The sequence below is a fragment of the Pedobacter sp. genome (assembly GCF_045628745.1).
In the GTDB taxonomy this organism is placed as follows: Bacteria; Bacteroidota; Bacteroidia; order Sphingobacteriales; family Sphingobacteriaceae; genus Pedobacter.
The window spans coordinates 1-15,331 of the sequence record NZ_JAZQPU010000438.1; the positions used below are offsets into that span (position 1 = coordinate 1).

The 15,331-nt window shown below is 37.6% G+C and carries 14 protein-coding genes; 4 read left to right on the plus strand and 10 right to left on the minus strand.

What is annotated here, in order from left to right; genetic code table 11:
* Positions 1-550, minus strand: a 550-nt coding sequence (locus tag ACR2F7_RS15935; RefSeq protein WP_432714531.1) for a tyrosine-type recombinase/integrase, incomplete at its 3' end; no start/stop codon positions are given.
* A 42-nt stretch (positions 551-592) separates the two neighbouring features.
* Between ACR2F7_RS15935 and aroQ the strand changes: the two genes are divergently transcribed.
* A complete protein-coding gene (gene aroQ, locus ACR2F7_RS15940) occupies positions 593-1,012 on the plus strand; it encodes a type II 3-dehydroquinate dehydratase (protein ID WP_432714532.1) in 420 nt (139 codons plus the stop codon).
* Here the strand turns inward: aroQ and ACR2F7_RS15945 are convergent.
* Together ACR2F7_RS15945 and ACR2F7_RS15950 are read right to left on the minus strand one after the other, a co-directional pair.
* Complete coding sequence (locus ACR2F7_RS15945) at positions 999-2,009, minus strand: glycosyltransferase family 2 protein (protein ID WP_432714544.1); 1,011 nt, start codon at positions 2,007-2,009, stop codon at positions 999-1,001. The two genes, aroQ and ACR2F7_RS15945, sit on opposite strands and share 14 nt — an antisense overlap.
* 1 nt (position 2,010) lies before the next feature.
* On the minus strand, positions 2,011-2,889 hold the full coding sequence (locus tag ACR2F7_RS15950; protein WP_432714533.1) for a lysophospholipid acyltransferase family protein: 879 nt from the start codon (positions 2,887-2,889) through the stop codon (positions 2,011-2,013).
* A gap of 37 nt (positions 2,890-2,926) precedes the next feature.
* Between ACR2F7_RS15950 and ACR2F7_RS15955 the strand changes: the two genes are divergently transcribed.
* Genes ACR2F7_RS15955 through mgtE form a run of 3 tightly spaced genes read left to right on the plus strand, consistent with a single transcriptional unit; the run spans position 2,927 to position 6,011 of the window.
* Positions 2,927-3,538: a WbqC family protein gene (locus ACR2F7_RS15955; protein WP_432714534.1), complete on the plus strand. Its 612-nt coding sequence runs from the start codon at positions 2,927-2,929 to the stop codon at positions 3,536-3,538.
* A 3-nt stretch (positions 3,539-3,541) separates the two neighbouring features.
* Complete coding sequence (gene corA / locus ACR2F7_RS15960) at positions 3,542-4,660, plus strand: magnesium/cobalt transporter CorA (protein ID WP_432714535.1); 1,119 nt, start codon at positions 3,542-3,544, stop codon at positions 4,658-4,660.
* Position 4,661: 1 nt separating this feature from the next.
* Positions 4,662-6,011 (plus strand): magnesium transporter, encoded by a 1,350-nt coding sequence (gene mgtE / locus ACR2F7_RS15965; RefSeq protein ID WP_432714536.1) that lies wholly within the window; start codon positions 4,662-4,664, stop codon positions 6,009-6,011.
* Here mgtE and ACR2F7_RS15970 read toward each other — a convergent pair.
* From ACR2F7_RS15970 to ACR2F7_RS16000, 7 genes are all read right to left on the minus strand, one after another.
* On the minus strand, positions 6,006-6,416 hold the full coding sequence (locus ACR2F7_RS15970) for an organic hydroperoxide resistance protein (RefSeq protein ID WP_432714537.1): 411 nt from the start codon (positions 6,414-6,416) through the stop codon (positions 6,006-6,008). The genes mgtE and ACR2F7_RS15970 overlap by 6 nt on opposite strands.
* Before the next feature lie 33 nt (positions 6,417-6,449).
* Complete coding sequence (locus tag ACR2F7_RS15975; protein ID WP_432714538.1) at positions 6,450-8,486, minus strand: FUSC family membrane protein; 2,037 nt, start codon at positions 8,484-8,486, stop codon at positions 6,450-6,452.
* 329 nt (positions 8,487-8,815) lie between these two features.
* Entirely contained in the window at positions 8,816-9,961 is a 1,146-nt protein-coding gene (locus ACR2F7_RS15980; protein WP_432714539.1) for a tetratricopeptide repeat protein, read from the minus strand.
* Between the two features lie 83 nt (positions 9,962-10,044).
* Positions 10,045-11,127 carry a tetratricopeptide repeat protein gene (locus ACR2F7_RS15985; protein ID WP_432714540.1) on the minus strand — a complete coding sequence of 361 codons (1,083 nt, stop codon included), beginning with the start codon at positions 11,125-11,127 and terminating at the stop codon, positions 10,045-10,047.
* A gap of 110 nt (positions 11,128-11,237) precedes the next feature.
* Positions 11,238-13,883: a DNA gyrase subunit A gene (gene gyrA / locus ACR2F7_RS15990; RefSeq protein WP_432714541.1), complete on the minus strand. Its 2,646-nt coding sequence runs from the start codon at positions 13,881-13,883 to the stop codon at positions 11,238-11,240.
* Between the two features lie 90 nt (positions 13,884-13,973).
* The gene (hemF, locus tag ACR2F7_RS15995) at positions 13,974-14,870 is read right to left on the minus strand and encodes an oxygen-dependent coproporphyrinogen oxidase (RefSeq protein ID WP_432714542.1); all 897 of its coding nucleotides are present in this window, start codon (positions 14,868-14,870) and stop codon (positions 13,974-13,976) included.
* 125 nt (positions 14,871-14,995) lie between these two features.
* On the minus strand, positions 14,996-15,214 hold the full coding sequence (locus ACR2F7_RS16000; protein WP_432714543.1) for a coproporphyrinogen III oxidase: 219 nt from the start codon (positions 15,212-15,214) through the stop codon (positions 14,996-14,998).
* Between the last annotated feature and the right edge of the window lie 117 nt (positions 15,215-15,331).

A 15,331-nucleotide genomic window follows, 5' to 3' on the forward strand; every position in this document is an offset into this window, starting at 1 on the left:
TCCCCATCGGTATTATTCTTTCTTTATTTCCTTTACCTTTCACTTTTATATACTCTTCTTCCAGGTTTAAATCAGAAAGCCGTAGGCTGCAAAGTTCAGAGACACGCAGGCCACAACCATAGAGTACCTCAATCATTGCTTTATTGCGCATGCCTTCATCAGTAGAAGCATCAATGGCAGCAATTAAGGCATTAATTTCAGGTAAGCTCAAGCTATCAGGAAGTTTTTTACTGATGCTTGGTGATTCAATAAGTAAGGTTGGATCATTTAAAATAATTTCTTCTATGAGCAAAAAACCAAAATAACTTTTAAGTCCGGATACAATGCGGGCTTGTGAATTTTGTAATACGCCTAATTCATTTAGCCATTTTAAAAAAGTCCTTAAGTGTGAGGCATCAATACTTTTAACTTCAATATCCAATTGCATAGCATCAAAGAAATGCATAAGCTTATTCACATCGTTTAAATAGGCCTCGATGGAGTTCTCTGAAAGCGCACGCTCCAATTTCAGAAAGGCTTTAAATTCTTTTAAATAAGGATTGATAATCACAAAAGTTTTATACTATAAGTTTTTACTGTTAAGTTTGGAACGATGAAGATACAAATAATTAATGGACCAAATTTAAACCTGTTAGGGATCCGTGAGCCTGGCATTTATGGTAGCCAAAGCTTTGAAGCTTACCTGGAGGAGTTAAAATCACTATATCCAGCATTGGAAATTGACTATTTTCAAAGTAACGTTGAAGGAGAACTGATCAATAAACTGCATGAAGTAGGCTTTTCATTCAAAGGCATTGTCATCAACGCCGGCGGTTATACCCATACGTCTGTGGCCTTAGCTGATGCCATCGCAGGTATTGAAACTCCAGTCATTGAAGTTCATATTTCAAATATCTACAGTAGGGAAGAGTACCGCCATGTATCTTTAACTGGCAAAAACTGTAAAGGCGTATTAACCGGTTTTGGTATGGACGGTTACCGTCTGGCCATCGAGAGTTTTATAAATGGCTAAATTTTTTCACTTTTTTGATGAAATATTGATAGACAATGCTGGAATGATATACACCCGTGTGTTTGTTATAGGCTAATTGATGTGCTGCTCTTTTTTTGCGTGTCTGTTTAAAGTCTCTAAAGAAATGTAAGTGTGCTTTTGAAACGGCCTGGGCAAATTTAATTTCACCTCGTACTAAAAAGTGCAGCAGTGCTGCAAAATCGAGGAAGAAGCGAATGAAAATCATCCTGAAGGCATCTGCGCTTGTGAGGTTTTTTTGCATGATCACCAGGTTGTTTCTGAAATTCAGGTAAGTTTTATAAGGATTTGTGGCATTGAGCGAACCGCCGCCTACATGGTAAATTTCAGCATCAGGGCAGTACATAACTTTATAGCCCATATTTTTCATCCTCCAGCAGAGATCTATTTCTTCCATATGCGCAAATAAATCTCCGTCTAAACCTCCTGAGCTTAACCAATATTTGCTCTTGATAAACAGTGCTGCCCCGCTAGCCCAAAATATCTCTTTTACATCATTGTACTGGCCTTCATCTGTTTCCACCGCATCAAAAATACGCCCTCTGCAAAAAGGAAAACCATATTGATCCAGAAATCCACCTGCAGCACCTGCATATTCAAATTTCGTTTTATCTGCCTGCCATTTGATCTTCGGTTGTGCAATAGCAATTTGATCGTCGCTTTCCATCAATTCCACAAGAGGAAGAATCCAGTTTTCCGAAACTTCAACATCAGAATTCAATAGCACATAATAGTCGGCTTTTACTTGTGCCAACACCTTATTATAACCTTCTGCAAAGCCATAATTTTTATCATTCTCAATAATTTCTACACCTGGGAATGTGGCTTTCACATAACTTACAGAGTCATCAGTGGAGGCATTGTCGCCAACAATGATCTGCAAATTGGGATAGACAGATTTAACCACACTGGGTAAAAACTGAGCGAGAAGGCCCTTTCCATTCCAGTTTAAGATAACGACAGCTACACTTGGAACCATGTTAGTTAATTTCTGGTTTGTGTTTCCACCTTCTGTGACTCCATAACCAATATTGTGGTGCTGCATGAATATGATCTTCTAAAATTTTAAATTGTGCGGCTGTAATTTCATGCTCCCTTGTTTCTTTAGGATGCTCAGCAATAGGAACGCAGGTTACTTCATAATAGCCTCTTTTAACCACATCAACTTTAAGGTAGAAAACCGGGCGATTGGTTTGCACAGCAATTTTTTCTGCTCCAGAGAATACCATTGTAGGCTGATGTAAAAAATTAAGCCAATAATTGGCAGGATCTCTAACCGGTGTTTGGTCGGAGGCAAAACAAAATACAGAGGTTAACTTTCTCGATCCTGCTACGGTGCGTAGCGTCTGCTTCATGGCTATAGGGGTATTGCCAAAACGCGCACGAAGCTCATAAAACCATTTGTTGAACACCTCATTGTTAAGTGGCTTATAAATAACGTATTTAGTTTCAGATAGGTTTAAACCAAAGGCAAGCATTCCCCATTCCCAATTGCCATAATGTGCAGAACAGGCAATCACACTTTCACCATTTAATAACCTGTCCTCAATCAATTCAAGGTTTTTAAACTTGTACCTTTTTTCAAGTTCTTTTTTAGATAAATGTGGCATTTTAATAATTTCCACTATTAAATTGCAGAGGTATTTATAATAAGCCTTTTCAATGGAAATGATTTCCGTCATGGTCTTTTCTGGAAAAGAGTTAACTAGATTTTCGCGTACTACTTTTCTTCTATATCCGCTCACATAATAGAGGATGTAATAGATGGTAGAGGATATACCGTATAAAACAGGTAGCGGAAGTAACGCTATGCAGTATAAAAAATATATTCCAATATAAGAAAACCCCTTTTTTATCATTAATTTGGCGAATTAAGAATGCAAACATAGTTAACAAATGCAAAGTCACGCAATATTTCCTCTTTTTTATCTTCCCCCAGTTAGTTATTTTGCTGCCCTGCAAGCGAATGATTTTGCTTTTGTTTTAGAAGCACACGAACATTTCCCGAAACAAACCTATAGAAACCGCACAAGGATTTCATCGCCCAATGGCACGCTTGACCTGTACATACCCGTTGTTAAAGGTTCTAAAGTACATACCGTAGTTAAAGATGTTAAAATTAGTTACGATTTTAAATGGCAGCGACTGCACTGGTTAAGTATTCAGAACGCTTATCGCAATTCTGCCTATTTTGAATATTATGAAGATGAGCTTGCTCCGTTTTATGAAAAGAAGTTCGATTTTTTATTCGACTATAACTTCGAATTATTTGAATGGGTGCTCACTAAATTAAAAAAAGCACCAGCAATTAATTTTACAACGGAGTATATTAAAGAGCCCATCTCACAGGCAGATTTCCGCGACAAGCTTAATTTCAAAAATCCAGAGATTTTGTTTCCCCCAAAGCCATACTTCCAGGTATTCGAAGATAGAAATGGTTTTATACCAAATTTAAGTATTGTAGATTTATTATTTAGTCAGGGCCCGCAGGCCAAATTATTCTTGTAATTTATGGCTAAGAACTCAAAAGGTAAAAAAAAGAGAAAGTACCTCGCTGAAGCTGAAGCCGGCTCTAGTCCGGGATCAGTATATATTGATGAGAATGCTTTAAAAACCGTTATTACAATCCATAGCTATAATAGCGAAAGTTACAGCGCTGAAGAGGTGCCTAACTTAAAGGGTTGTAAGGAGCGGCTTTCTGCGCCTGGTTTTACTTTTTGGGTAGAAATAAAAGGCTTTAAATCGAAGTCGCTTTTTGAGGTTCTTTATAGTGATTTCAATATCAATAAGCTTATCTTAGAAGATATTACCAGTACCTACCAGCGTCCTATCTTTGAAGAATATGATCACTATAACTTTGCGGTGAGCAGGATGTTATACCTTGATACTGAGCGTAACTTAGGTAACGATCAGGCCTCTTTTATCTTAATGGAACAGGTGTTGTTTACCTTCCAGGAAGGCTATGAAAACTGTTTAAGTCCTGTTAAAAAAAGGCTGAGCATAGGTAAAGGGAATATCAGAACGGCTGGCAGCAGTTACTTGATGTATGCGCTGATGGATGTGATCATTGACCAGTACTTTGTAATTTTGGGTAAATGGGGAGATGACCTTGATGAAATTGAAGACAGGTTACTCGACAAGCCTGATCGTTCTATTATGTACGATATTCAACAGCTTAAGCGTAACTTAATCCATATCCGCAGGGCCGCATGGCCTGAAAGGGATAAATTGAACGATATACTCCGCACTGACAGTCCATATATTTCAGCCCAAACAAAAATGTTTGTTAAAGATGCTTATGATCATTGTATTCAGTCTATAGATATCATGGAATCGCTTAAAGAAATTGCAGCCAGTAACCTTGATATGTATTTGTCTATCATCAGTAATAGAATGAATGAAATTATGAAGGTACTTACTATCGTATCTTCTATATTTATACCATTGACATTTATTGCGGGCATCTATGGAATGAACTTTGCAAAAGAAGATCCTGTATCGGGTAAATTGCTGCCACTAAATATGCCGGAATTATATGCCGATCATGGCTATATCTATACCATGGTTTTTATGGCTATTATTGCAATTGCCCAATTAATTTATTTTTGGCGGAAAGGATGGTTTAAATAAGATGCAGCCCTTTGATCTGGACAGGACCGATGTATCCAAAATTAAGTCTGCTTTAAACGGAGATGATGAACATTTAAAATTCATCCTGGAGGAATACCATGCTTCAGAAATTGCCATCTTATTTGATAGTCTTCAAAAAGAAGATAGACAGCGAATCATCAATTTATTGTCTGTTGAAGTGGCCTCTGAGGTCATTTCTGAAATGCACGAAGAGGCGCATCCAGAGGAATTATTACTTCAGCTGCATCCTGAAAAAAGAACGGAAATTGTTGAAGAGCTGGATTACGATGATGCTACCGATATCATTTCCCAGCTGGAAGCTCATGAGCAAAAAGAGATTCTTGAAGATCTAAGTGAGAATGATGCTTCCAGCATCAGGAACTTAATGCGCTATGCAGAAGATACTGCCGGTGGTTTAATGAACACCGAGTTCCTTAAAATCAATTTGAACCTCAACAAACAGGATGCTATTGTTGAGCTGATCAAACAGAGTGAAGAGATTGAAGAATTCTATACCATATTCGTGGTAGACGACGATAACGTTTTCCATGGTATTGTCTCCTTAAAGGATATCATTAAAGCTAAAGGAAATGTAAAGATTACAGCCCTTGTAAAAGCTGAGGTGGCCTGGGTTTATCCTGATACAGATCAGGAAGAAGTAGCTAAACTAATTTCCCAATATAACCTCACCAGTATCCCCGTTGTAGATCATAACATGCATTTATTGGGCAGGGTAACTTTCGACGACGTTATTGACGTTATTGAAGATGAGAATACAGAAGATATTTTAAAGATCTCCGGTGTTTCTGAAGATGAGGAGTTAAGCGGTAACTGGCTGGAGGCGGTAAAATCGCGCTTGCCATGGCTGATTATCAATTTAGGTACTGCATTTATGGCCTCCGCCGTAGTGCGTTATTTTGAACCTACACTTGCTAAAGTGGCTGTTCTAACAGCCTATATGACCATCATTGCTGGAATGGGAGGTAATGCGGCCACACAAGCACTTGCCGTAACAGTGAGAAGAATCTCACTGCATGACCTCACCGATAACCAGGCTTATAGAACTGTCCTAAAAGAATTTACGGTGGGTTTAATTAATGGTGCTGCAACCGGACTGATTGTTTTAGTGGTAGCCCTTATATTCGACAGTAACCCTATGCTAGGGGTAGTCATCTTTTTAGCCATGACAGGAAACCTGGTTGTTGCCGGCATTACCGGGGCAGGCATTCCTTTGTTGTTAAAGAGGATAGGTATAGATCCAGCAATTGCTTCCTCTATCATCATTACCACCTTTACAGACGTGTTTGGCTTCTTTTTATTATTGGGGCTGGCAAGTAAGTTACTGCTATAATGCAGTAACTTTAGTTTCAATATTTCCTCTTGTTGCTTTAGAATATGGACAAGCACGGTGCGCTTTATCAGCCAAACTCTGTGCTTCTTCAAGAGATACACCCGGAATGTGTACATCGAGTTCAGCTGATAACACAAAAGCATTACCATCCTGGTTAAAAGAAACATGAACTTCTATGGTTGCTTCAGACACATCAACACCTTCGCGTTTAGCTACAGAACCTAGTGCACCTAAATAACATGGTCCCCAGGCAGCGGCAAAAAGTTGCTCAGGATTGGTAGCACCACCCTGACCGCCCATTTCTTTTGGTGCTTTAACGTCAAAATCTAATTGACCATCGCTTGATTTAATATGCCCATCTCTACCACCAGAGGCAGTTACAGAAGCTGTATATAGTTTTTCCATATATTTTATAAATGAACTACTATAACAATCTTATCAGCTTAAAGTTTTATAATTAATCTTTTCGGTTAATTTATAGATATCGTAGGCAACCTTTTGAATCAACTCAATCAGCTCACTTACCACTGCCAGGTCATCCTGTTCTCTGGTAGGATCCACCTTTATTTTAATTAAGGGAACATTGCTGATCTCCGCTGTAGGACTTGTTAAGTTTTCTGTAGATAGATTGATCAGGTATATGGTATTATTGATCAGCGGCTTTAAATCTCCAGCATTTTTTAGCGAAAAGGAATGCTCCTTATTATATAAGGAAAGGGTAGCCACATAGGAGGCGAGTAAATGATTCAATGCCGTAAACTGGTGCATCTCTTTCATGTACATTTGTTTACTCTTGGGCTCAGAAAACATCCTTTGAAAGAGCGATGCCATGTTGGCCGTCGTTACATACACTTCTTTTCTGGCCACTTTATAAGAAGTTAGACTTTGTGTTTTTTCGAAATATAAAATGGTTACCTGTTCAAAATAGTTTACATTAGCTTTTAAGGTAGCCACCATGGCATCCTTCAGTTTTTCATGTTCCCAATTGGGGAACAGCAAATAACTGCCCAGAAATGCCAATCCGGAACCCAAAATGGTGTCAATTATTCTTTCGCTGGCTACAGAGATTGTACCCATGCCTAAAAAATAAAATAGAACCAACACATAGGGAGTCATGAAAACGACGCTTACAACGTAGTTTTTGCGCTGAAAACTGTAAGATAACACCATACATACAAGCAGGATAACGAACAGTATATTTCTGTCATTAACGAAGGCTAAAGAGGCCAGACCAATACCAGCGCCAACAATGGTACCAATAATCCGTTCATAATTCCTTTGTTTGGTTAAGCTAAAGCCTGGTTTGGAGATCACCAGAATAGTCAGCAAGATCCAATAACTATGGGAGAAAGGAAGAACTTTAGAGACTACAAAACCCACCAGCATTACAATAGCAACTCTTAATGCATGCCGAAAAGTGGATGACTTAAATGTTAAATTGTCAAGTACTAATTTGACATCTATCTTTTGCCGGGTTACAAATTTATCGGTTTCAATGTTCCTGCTTTTTAAATTTTTCTTCTCCTTTTCATTAAAATAGCTGGTGATGGTTTTTACCCTTAACAGGATATTCTCAATGTTCACTTCAATGTTCTTCAGTGCAATGATACTGAGTGTGTTATAGGCTCCATCGGTATTGTCAGCTTCTAACTGAGCGATATGTTCTTTTAATTTTGTTACCTCCTGCATCAGGTGATTAGGAAGGAGGGGAGTACCACCCGTTTTTAAAGCAAAGGCTACATTATCTAATTCATCGGCGATTTTATTGACTACAACTTCGTAATGTGCTAAAATACCAGAAGAATCAAATTGCTCATGTAAGCGTTTGTAATTGTAATAGGTAGACATGATCTGCTCAAATAAATCGACCATATCTACAAAAACGACGAGTAGAAAACGACCTTCAGGCGTGGATTCTCTAATAATTTCTCTTGTTTTGAAGAGCAGTTCTCTCACGGATTCTTGTTTTTCATGCACCTGAACCTGCAGTTGGAGCAGAGATGCATAATTTTTATCTAAATCTATATTGTGGTGGTAAAACCTTGCTTTGGCCCTTAGAAATGTCGCCACTTCAGAAATGGATTCACTTAAAGTTTGCTGAACTATTCTATATGGCCTTAGGCTATAAATAAAATAACTCAAGAGTGTATACCAGGCGCTGCCGGCAAGTACCAATACTGCGTGTAAGGAAACTTCCTGCCATGGCCTGACATCATCTACACTAAAAACAATAACCAGTAAAGCTGCAGTACCTATAGATGCTGCACGTGCACCATATAAGGATAACATGGAAAATAGAAAACTTCCTAAAGGCAGTAAAAAGCCTATAAAATAAAGATTTCTATTAGTGAGACCCACTAAAAACGAAAGGATGAAAATTAAGCCCGTGGTGATCAGCATTGCATTTCTGCGATGTACTATAGGACCCGGGGAGTCAACGACGCTTACACAGACTGCACCTAAAGATAAGGTCATGCCTAATTTTAGCAAGCCAAACTGGGCTAGAATTAATGACGGACAAAGAACACCAAATGTAATTCTTAATCCATCTGCAAAATAGGTGCTTAACAAAAAATCATGAACGTTTCGGATCGGCTTAAAAAACATAGAGAAACAGCATTATAACGTTAATTATTTCAGCAAAACTCACTGCAACTACTATGCCTCAAATACAATAATTTTTATAGTAATCACAGATCTTGATAAGGCTTTTCAAAGAATGAATCTCACATAATTATATTGACTATAATTAATATTATGTTAAGTAGGGTTTGGAATTACCTATTGAGACCCTCTTATTGCCATTAAAACTCTTCTAGCTTGCGTTTTAATTCCTGTACTTTATCAAACTTATTTTTCCTGGTATAAATATCAGTTAACAGTTGTACAGTTGCCTTGTCATTAGGATTGATTTCATTTGCTTGCAATAAAGACATTTCAGCTCTATTGATATACGATGAAAATGATTTAACCTTATTTTCAGCATTATTGTCTTTTAAGGAAGTATTTGCAAATTCAATATAAACTAAGCCTAATTGATATAAAGCATCGAAATAATTCTGATCAACGGCTAGAGCTTTTTTATAAGCGAGTTCTGCTGTTGTATTTTTACCATTCAACTGGTACAAATAACCATATAGAAAATACAATAGTTTGTTTTTAGAATCTACAGTCAGGCTTTTATCAATGGCTTTCATGGCCTTGTCGTATTTCTCGTTATCAATCAGGAAATTGATATAGTCATTATTTAATATTGGATGTCCTGGGTTGAGCACCAATCCTTCTTCCAGTGTGTTAATGGCCTGTTCATTTTCAAACTTTGATGTATAAATGGTGGCCATGGTTTGAAATAAAGCAGGGTTTTTGGCCCCATTTTCTTTTGCGCGTTTAAAATAAGCCAGCGTATTGTCTAAATCGCCCATGCTTTGTGCGCTTAAGGCTGTATTTATTGCTAAAGTTGTGTCTTTAGGAAAAAAATCACTAACATCTTTCAAGTTCAAAAAAGCATTTTTAAAATCATTATTTTGAAAAGCTTTGCTTCCCTTCGTCTGTTTGATCAGCATGATGTTGTAATTTGCAGCATCAATTAAGGAAGTATTATTTTGAAACCTGTCTAATTTAGCAGCTGTATCCAGGGCTTCGGTAGCCATACCATAATACCGGTCGGCGTTACTTTCATTGCCGTCAATTAAGGCTACATAAGAACTCAGGTAAGCTTTAATTGCCCATGTTTCAGGCCAGTTTTTAGTCTTTCTATCCTTCTGGGCACTTTCTGCAGCTTTGATGCCCTCTCCTATTACGCTCATTTGTTTATTCTTATCTTTACTTACCACAGCAGCCTGTAGTTTACCTACCGCATTTTGTGCTATTTTAAGCTGGCTTTTCTGGCCATAGCCATGTAAGGATACAAATAGTGAAGTCGTAATGATGATAAGGGATCTATTCTTCATATGGCGGTGTTTTAAACAAATTTATACAAAAAAAAAGAGGGAAAAAATTTCTCCCTCTTTTTATCATGTTATTTACCTTTAAACTATTGTTTTATAGCAGCAATTTTTTTCTTAATTGCCTCATATTTTGCAGTCTCTCCTTTGAAAGCATAAATTCTTCCAATGGCATCTAAAGCATTTACAGATTTAGGATCTAATTCTGAGGCTTTTGTGTAATAAGGTAAAGCCTTATCTAATAAGCCAGAGATCTGAGCAGTCAAGGCAGCAGATTCTTTTACTTTTTTAGGGTCAATTTTGTTCTTTTTCTCTTGTACGGCAACGGCCTGTGTGTAATAAATATCACCTTTTAAGTGCTGATAAATTGCATTGTTTGGATCTCTTGCAATTAATTTATCAAGCATTTCTTCAGATTTAGCAATATCACCTTTATTGATATAAAGCTGAGTTTCAGTTTGAATAAAACCTTCAGCATCAGGGAATTTAGCTGATGCCTCTTTTAATAAAGCTAAAGCAGCAACTGTATCTTTTACGTCAGCCAATGTCATATTGATCACCTCAGTATATAGATCTTTCGCGTTTGGCGTGTTAAAGCTGATCATTTTCTTGAAGTTTTTAATGGCTTCAGGATAGTTTTTCAGGTTTTTAGCCATGATACCTGCATTTAAATACATTGCAGTGTCATTAGGATTTTTCTCCGTTACTTCATTGAAATATTTCAAGGCAGCAGCAAAATCTTGTTTGTTATAAGCAGCAAAAGCTCTTATTTTAACAGCATTGCTAATGTTAACTTCTGCATTGGCAATGTTCTCTTTTTCTGTACCTTTTGTATCTAAAGCTTTAGCTTTAACCACAGCCTCTTCAGCTATTTTTTGTTTAGCAACAGAGTTTGCAATATCTACAGTATCAGTAGCAGCGATTGAAGAAGCAAAAAGAGCACGGTATGACCAGGCTTCAGGCATATTTTGCGATTTTTCGTTCGCAATAGCATTATCTGTATGTTTCAAACCAGAATTAAGCGCTGCCAATGTTTTATCTAATGGTTGTTTACCATTAGCCATTAATTGAAACAAACCCCATTCCTTCTTTGCATCAGCAACTTCACTCTTTTGAGCAGTTGCAATCGTAGCAGCTCCTACTAAAAGCATGCTGAAAAGTACTTTCTTCATATATTTTTTAATTAGTGTAAAATTTGTTATAAAAACGTGATTAACCTATCATGAGCAAAATTCATACTAGAAATGAATGTTTGCTCATGATGTTTAAAATTTAATATTTATTAAGATTGATCTTCATCATCTTCTGCTGCATCATCCAACTCTTCGTCGTCTTCTAAATCTTCCTCACCCTCAACTTCTTCTTCACTTTCGTCTAATTCAGTCTCAGCGTCGGTACCTTCAACCACTTCCGTTGTAGGAATTACCTGTCCGTCAGCATCAAGCAATAATGCTTCTTCTGCTTCCTCATCATCTTCATGATCAATTTTAGCTACCGAAGCAATAGCATCATTTCCTTTTAGGTTAATTAAGCGTACACCTTGTGTTGCCCTGCCCATTACCCTTAAACTGCTCACTACAATTCTAATAACGATACCAGATTTATTGATGATCATTAAATCATCGGCATCAGTCACATTTTTGATCGCAATTAAGTCACCAGTTTTTTCAGTGATGCTAATGGTTTTCACACCTTTACCACCTCTGTTTGTAACGCGGTAATCTTCAAGATCAGTACGTTTACCGTAGCCTTTTTCTGAAACCACTAAGATGGTTGCCTCAGGATTATCTACCGCAATCATGCCTACTACTTCATCCTTATCATGACCTAAAGTTACACCCCTCACTCCTGTTGCTGTTCTACCCATTGGTCTTACTGTAGACTCGTTGAAACGGATTGCTCTTCCTGAGCGCAATGCCATTACAATTTCGCTGTTACCATTGGTTAAACTAGCTTCCAAAAGCTGATCACCTTCATTGATGTTAATGGCGTTGATACCATTTACCCTTGGTCTTGAATAAGCTTCTAGAGAGGTTTTCTTAATTGTACCTTTTTTGGTACACATAATGATAAAGTTATTTTCAAGGTAATCCTGATCTTTTAGGTTTTTAACTTTGATATAAGCTTTGATTTTCTCTTCTTTAGGAATGTTAATGATATTCTGAATAGCTCTTCCTTTACTTAAACGCGAACCTTCAGGAATTTCATATACCCTTAACCAGAAACAACGACCGCTTTCTGTAAAGAACAGCATATAGTTATGGTTAGAAGCAATCAATAAGTGCTCAATGAAATCTTCATTTCTAGATTCACTACCTTTCGATCCTTTGCCACCTCTGGCTTGTGTTCTGTATTCTGTAGCTGGTGTACGTTTGATATAACCTTCATGAGAGATAGTGATCACTACATCTTCATCCTCAATAAAGTCTTCCATGCTCATGTCTTCAGCAGAATGAACAATTTGAGTTCTACGCTCATCACCATACTTCAACAGCATTTCATTCAGCTCATCTTTAATGATCTGCATTCTCAAGCCTTCATCATTAAGGATAGATTGAAGGTAATCGATGGTTTTCATCAACTCATCAAATTCATCTTTAATCTTATCGCGTTCCAGACCAGTTAAACGACGTAAAGTCATGTCCAAAATAGCTCTTGCCTGTAAGTCGCTTAAGCCAAATTGTTCCATTAGACCTACTCTCGCATCTTCTGGCGTATCAGAAGAACGGATCAATTTAATCACCTCATCAAGGTGATCAAGAGCGATCAGTAAACCTTCTAAAATATGCGCTCTTTTTTGTGCTTCAGAAAGCTCAAATTTAGTACGGCGAATGACCACTTCATGTCTGTGGTTAACAAAGTGCATGATCAGGTCTTTCAAATTCAACATTTGAGGTCTTCCCTGAACAAGGGCAATGTTATTTACACTGAATGAGGTTTGTAGCGCTGTTTGTTTAAATAAATTGTTTAATACAATGGAAGCATTAGCATCGCGTTTGATTTCATAAACGATCCTGATCCCATCCTTATTTGACTCATCTTTAATGTTAGAGATACCGTCAATTTTCTTTTCACCAACCAATTCAGCGGTACGCTCAATCATCATTGCTTTATTTACCTGGTAAGGTATTTCAGTAACAATAATAGTCTCACGTTCTTTATGGGTTTCAATTTCCACCTTGGCACGCATAACGATACGTCCTCTACCGGTTTCAAAAGCATCCTGCACACCTGAATAACCATAGATGATAGCGCCTGTAGGAAAGTCAGGTGCTTTGATGAATTTCATCAGTTCAGGTATTGTAATTTCGTTGTTGTCGATATAAGCAATCGTACCATTGATTACTTCGGTAATATTATGAGGTGGCATATTAGTAGCCATACCTACTGCGATACCAGAGGCACCGTTGATCAATAAGTTTGGAACTTTTGAAGGCAACACCGTTGGTTCCTTCAGGGAATCATCAAAGTTAAGTTGAAAGTCTACTGTATCTTTGTTGATATCAGCAAGCATATCTTCCGCTATTTTATCAAATCTAGCTTCCGTATAACGCATCGCTGCAGGAGAGTCACCATCAATAGAGCCAAAGTTACCTTGTCCTTCAACCATCATGTAACGCAGGCTCCAGGGTTGAGCCATCCTTACCATCGTATAATAAACGGATGAATCACCATGAGGGTGATATTTACCGAGTACTTCACCGACAATACGTGCTGATTTTTTATAAGGCTTGTTGTTTGCTAATCCCAGGTCAAGCATACCGTATAAAACACGACGGTGTACAGGTTTTAATCCATCACGTACATCAGGTAAAGCTCTTGAAACAATTACAGACATCGAATAATCGATGTAAGCAGACTTCATCTGCTCTTCTATATTGATCTTAATAATTTTGTCGTTTTCCTGATTTTCTAAATCTTCTGCCATAAATTAATGTTCGTATAAAACGATTTAAATAAGGTATTGTTATAACCTTGCGAATTTAAGAAAATATTGCTGTTTAACCTCAAAAAATTGTTAAACCCAATTAATTCCTTTAATAAGTTTGCTATTGGTATAGGCCTCAGGTGAGTTTTCTTTGGGTTGGAAATTATAGATCCATTTGGCCATGGGAGGTAAACTCATTAAAATAGATTCTATTCTACCGTTGGTCTCCAGGCCAAATTTTGTACCTGAATCATAAACAAGGTTAAATTCAGCATACCTGCTACGTCTAACAGATTGCCATTCCTGTTCTACTTCAGTAAAAGGCTGTTCACGGTTACGGTCAATGAGTTCGGTATAGATGGGGGCAAAAGTGCGTCCCACTTCAAGGGAAAATTTAAAGATGTCGTCAAAGCTTAAGCCTGTATTTTCTGGCTTTAGGCGGTCATAAAAAATGCCACCTACACCACGCGTTTCTTCACGGTGTTTAATAAAGAAATAATCGTCGGCTTGCTTTTTAAATTGAGGGTAAAAGTCCGGGCTAAATTTGTTGCATGTTTTTTTCAACAGGTGGTGAAAAAACCTTACATCGGTATCAATAACATAATGTGGGGTTAAATCTATGCCACCACCAAACCACCTGGTTTGCTCATCCATTTCAAAATAGCGGATATTCATGTGAATAATAGGCACGAATGGATTTTTAGGATGGATGACAATAGATACGCCAGTGGCAAAAAAATCTTCACTATCAACCTTAAAGGCTTTCCTTACACTGTCGGGAAGTTTTCCATAGACAGAAGAAAAGTTTACACCTCCTTTTTCCATCACATTGCCATTTTGAAATACCCTGGTTCGGCCACCACCGCCACCTTCTCTTTCCCACAATTCTTCTTCAAATTTAGAACCACCATCTGCAAGCTCTAATGCCTTACAAATTTCGTCCTGAATTGTCTTATATTCTGTTGCTATTAATTCTTTGAATACCATAGTCAAAGTTAACCCTTAACAGCCTGTATCGTATTTTATAATGCGAGATAGTACATTTTTTTGACAGTCCATAAAAAAAGCCACCCCATTTGGATAGCTTTTTCATCAGTTGATGGAAGAGCAGACTACATTGGAGGTGTGGTTTTGGTCGTGTCAGGTGTTGAGGTTGGAGTTGTGGTGGTGTCAACTGGAGTAGTAGTGCTAGTTGTATCCGATGTAGTGGTAGTAGTTGAATCCATGGTCGTACTATCTCTGGTTTCAGAAGCCGTACGGGTAGAATTGCATGCTGAAGTGGCCATAATCAATGCACCTACCACAGCAAGACTTAGAATCGTTTTTTTCATAGGTTTGCATCTTATTTTAACGTTTAACATCGCTAAGAATAAATAGTTTTTCAAAAGTTCAATAATCTTTCAGATATTTATAAATCATGATAGTATCAGAAAAAACCCTTAAATGGG

Bases quoted from the DNA above. Each gene is read 5' to 3' on its own strand.
- ACR2F7_RS15970 (WP_432714537.1), bottom strand. From the start codon at position 6,416: ATGGAAAAACTATATACAGCTTCTGTAACTGCCTCTGGTGGTAGAGAT.
- ACR2F7_RS15950 (WP_432714533.1), bottom strand. From the start codon at position 2,889: ATGATAAAAAAGGGGTTTTCTTATATTGGAATATATTTTTTATACTGC.
- gyrA (WP_432714541.1), bottom strand. From the start codon at position 13,883: ATGGCAGAAGATTTAGAAAATCAGGAAAACGACAAAATTATTAAGATC.
- ACR2F7_RS15980 (WP_432714539.1), bottom strand. From the start codon at position 9,961: ATGAAGAATAGATCCCTTATCATCATTACGACTTCACTATTTGTATCC.
- ACR2F7_RS15975 (WP_432714538.1), bottom strand. From the start codon at position 8,486: ATGACCTTATCTTTAGGTGCAGTCTGTGTAAGCGTCGTTGACTCCCCG.
- aroQ (WP_432714532.1), top strand. From the start codon at position 593: ATGAAGATACAAATAATTAATGGACCAAATTTAAACCTGTTAGGGATC.
- mgtE (WP_432714536.1), top strand. From the start codon at position 4,662: ATGCAGCCCTTTGATCTGGACAGGACCGATGTATCCAAAATTAAGTCT.
- ACR2F7_RS15985 (WP_432714540.1), bottom strand. From the start codon at position 11,127: ATGAAGAAAGTACTTTTCAGCATGCTTTTAGTAGGAGCTGCTACGATT.
- corA (WP_432714535.1), top strand. From the start codon at position 3,542: ATGGCTAAGAACTCAAAAGGTAAAAAAAAGAGAAAGTACCTCGCTGAA.
- hemF (WP_432714542.1), bottom strand. From the start codon at position 14,870: ATGGTATTCAAAGAATTAATAGCAACAGAATATAAGACAATTCAGGAC.
- ACR2F7_RS16000 (WP_432714543.1), bottom strand. From the start codon at position 15,214: ATGAAAAAAACGATTCTAAGTCTTGCTGTGGTAGGTGCATTGATTATG.
- ACR2F7_RS15945 (WP_432714544.1), bottom strand. From the start codon at position 2,009: ATGGTTCCAAGTGTAGCTGTCGTTATCTTAAACTGGAATGGAAAGGGC.
- ACR2F7_RS15955 (WP_432714534.1), top strand. From the start codon at position 2,927: ATGCAAAGTCACGCAATATTTCCTCTTTTTTATCTTCCCCCAGTTAGT.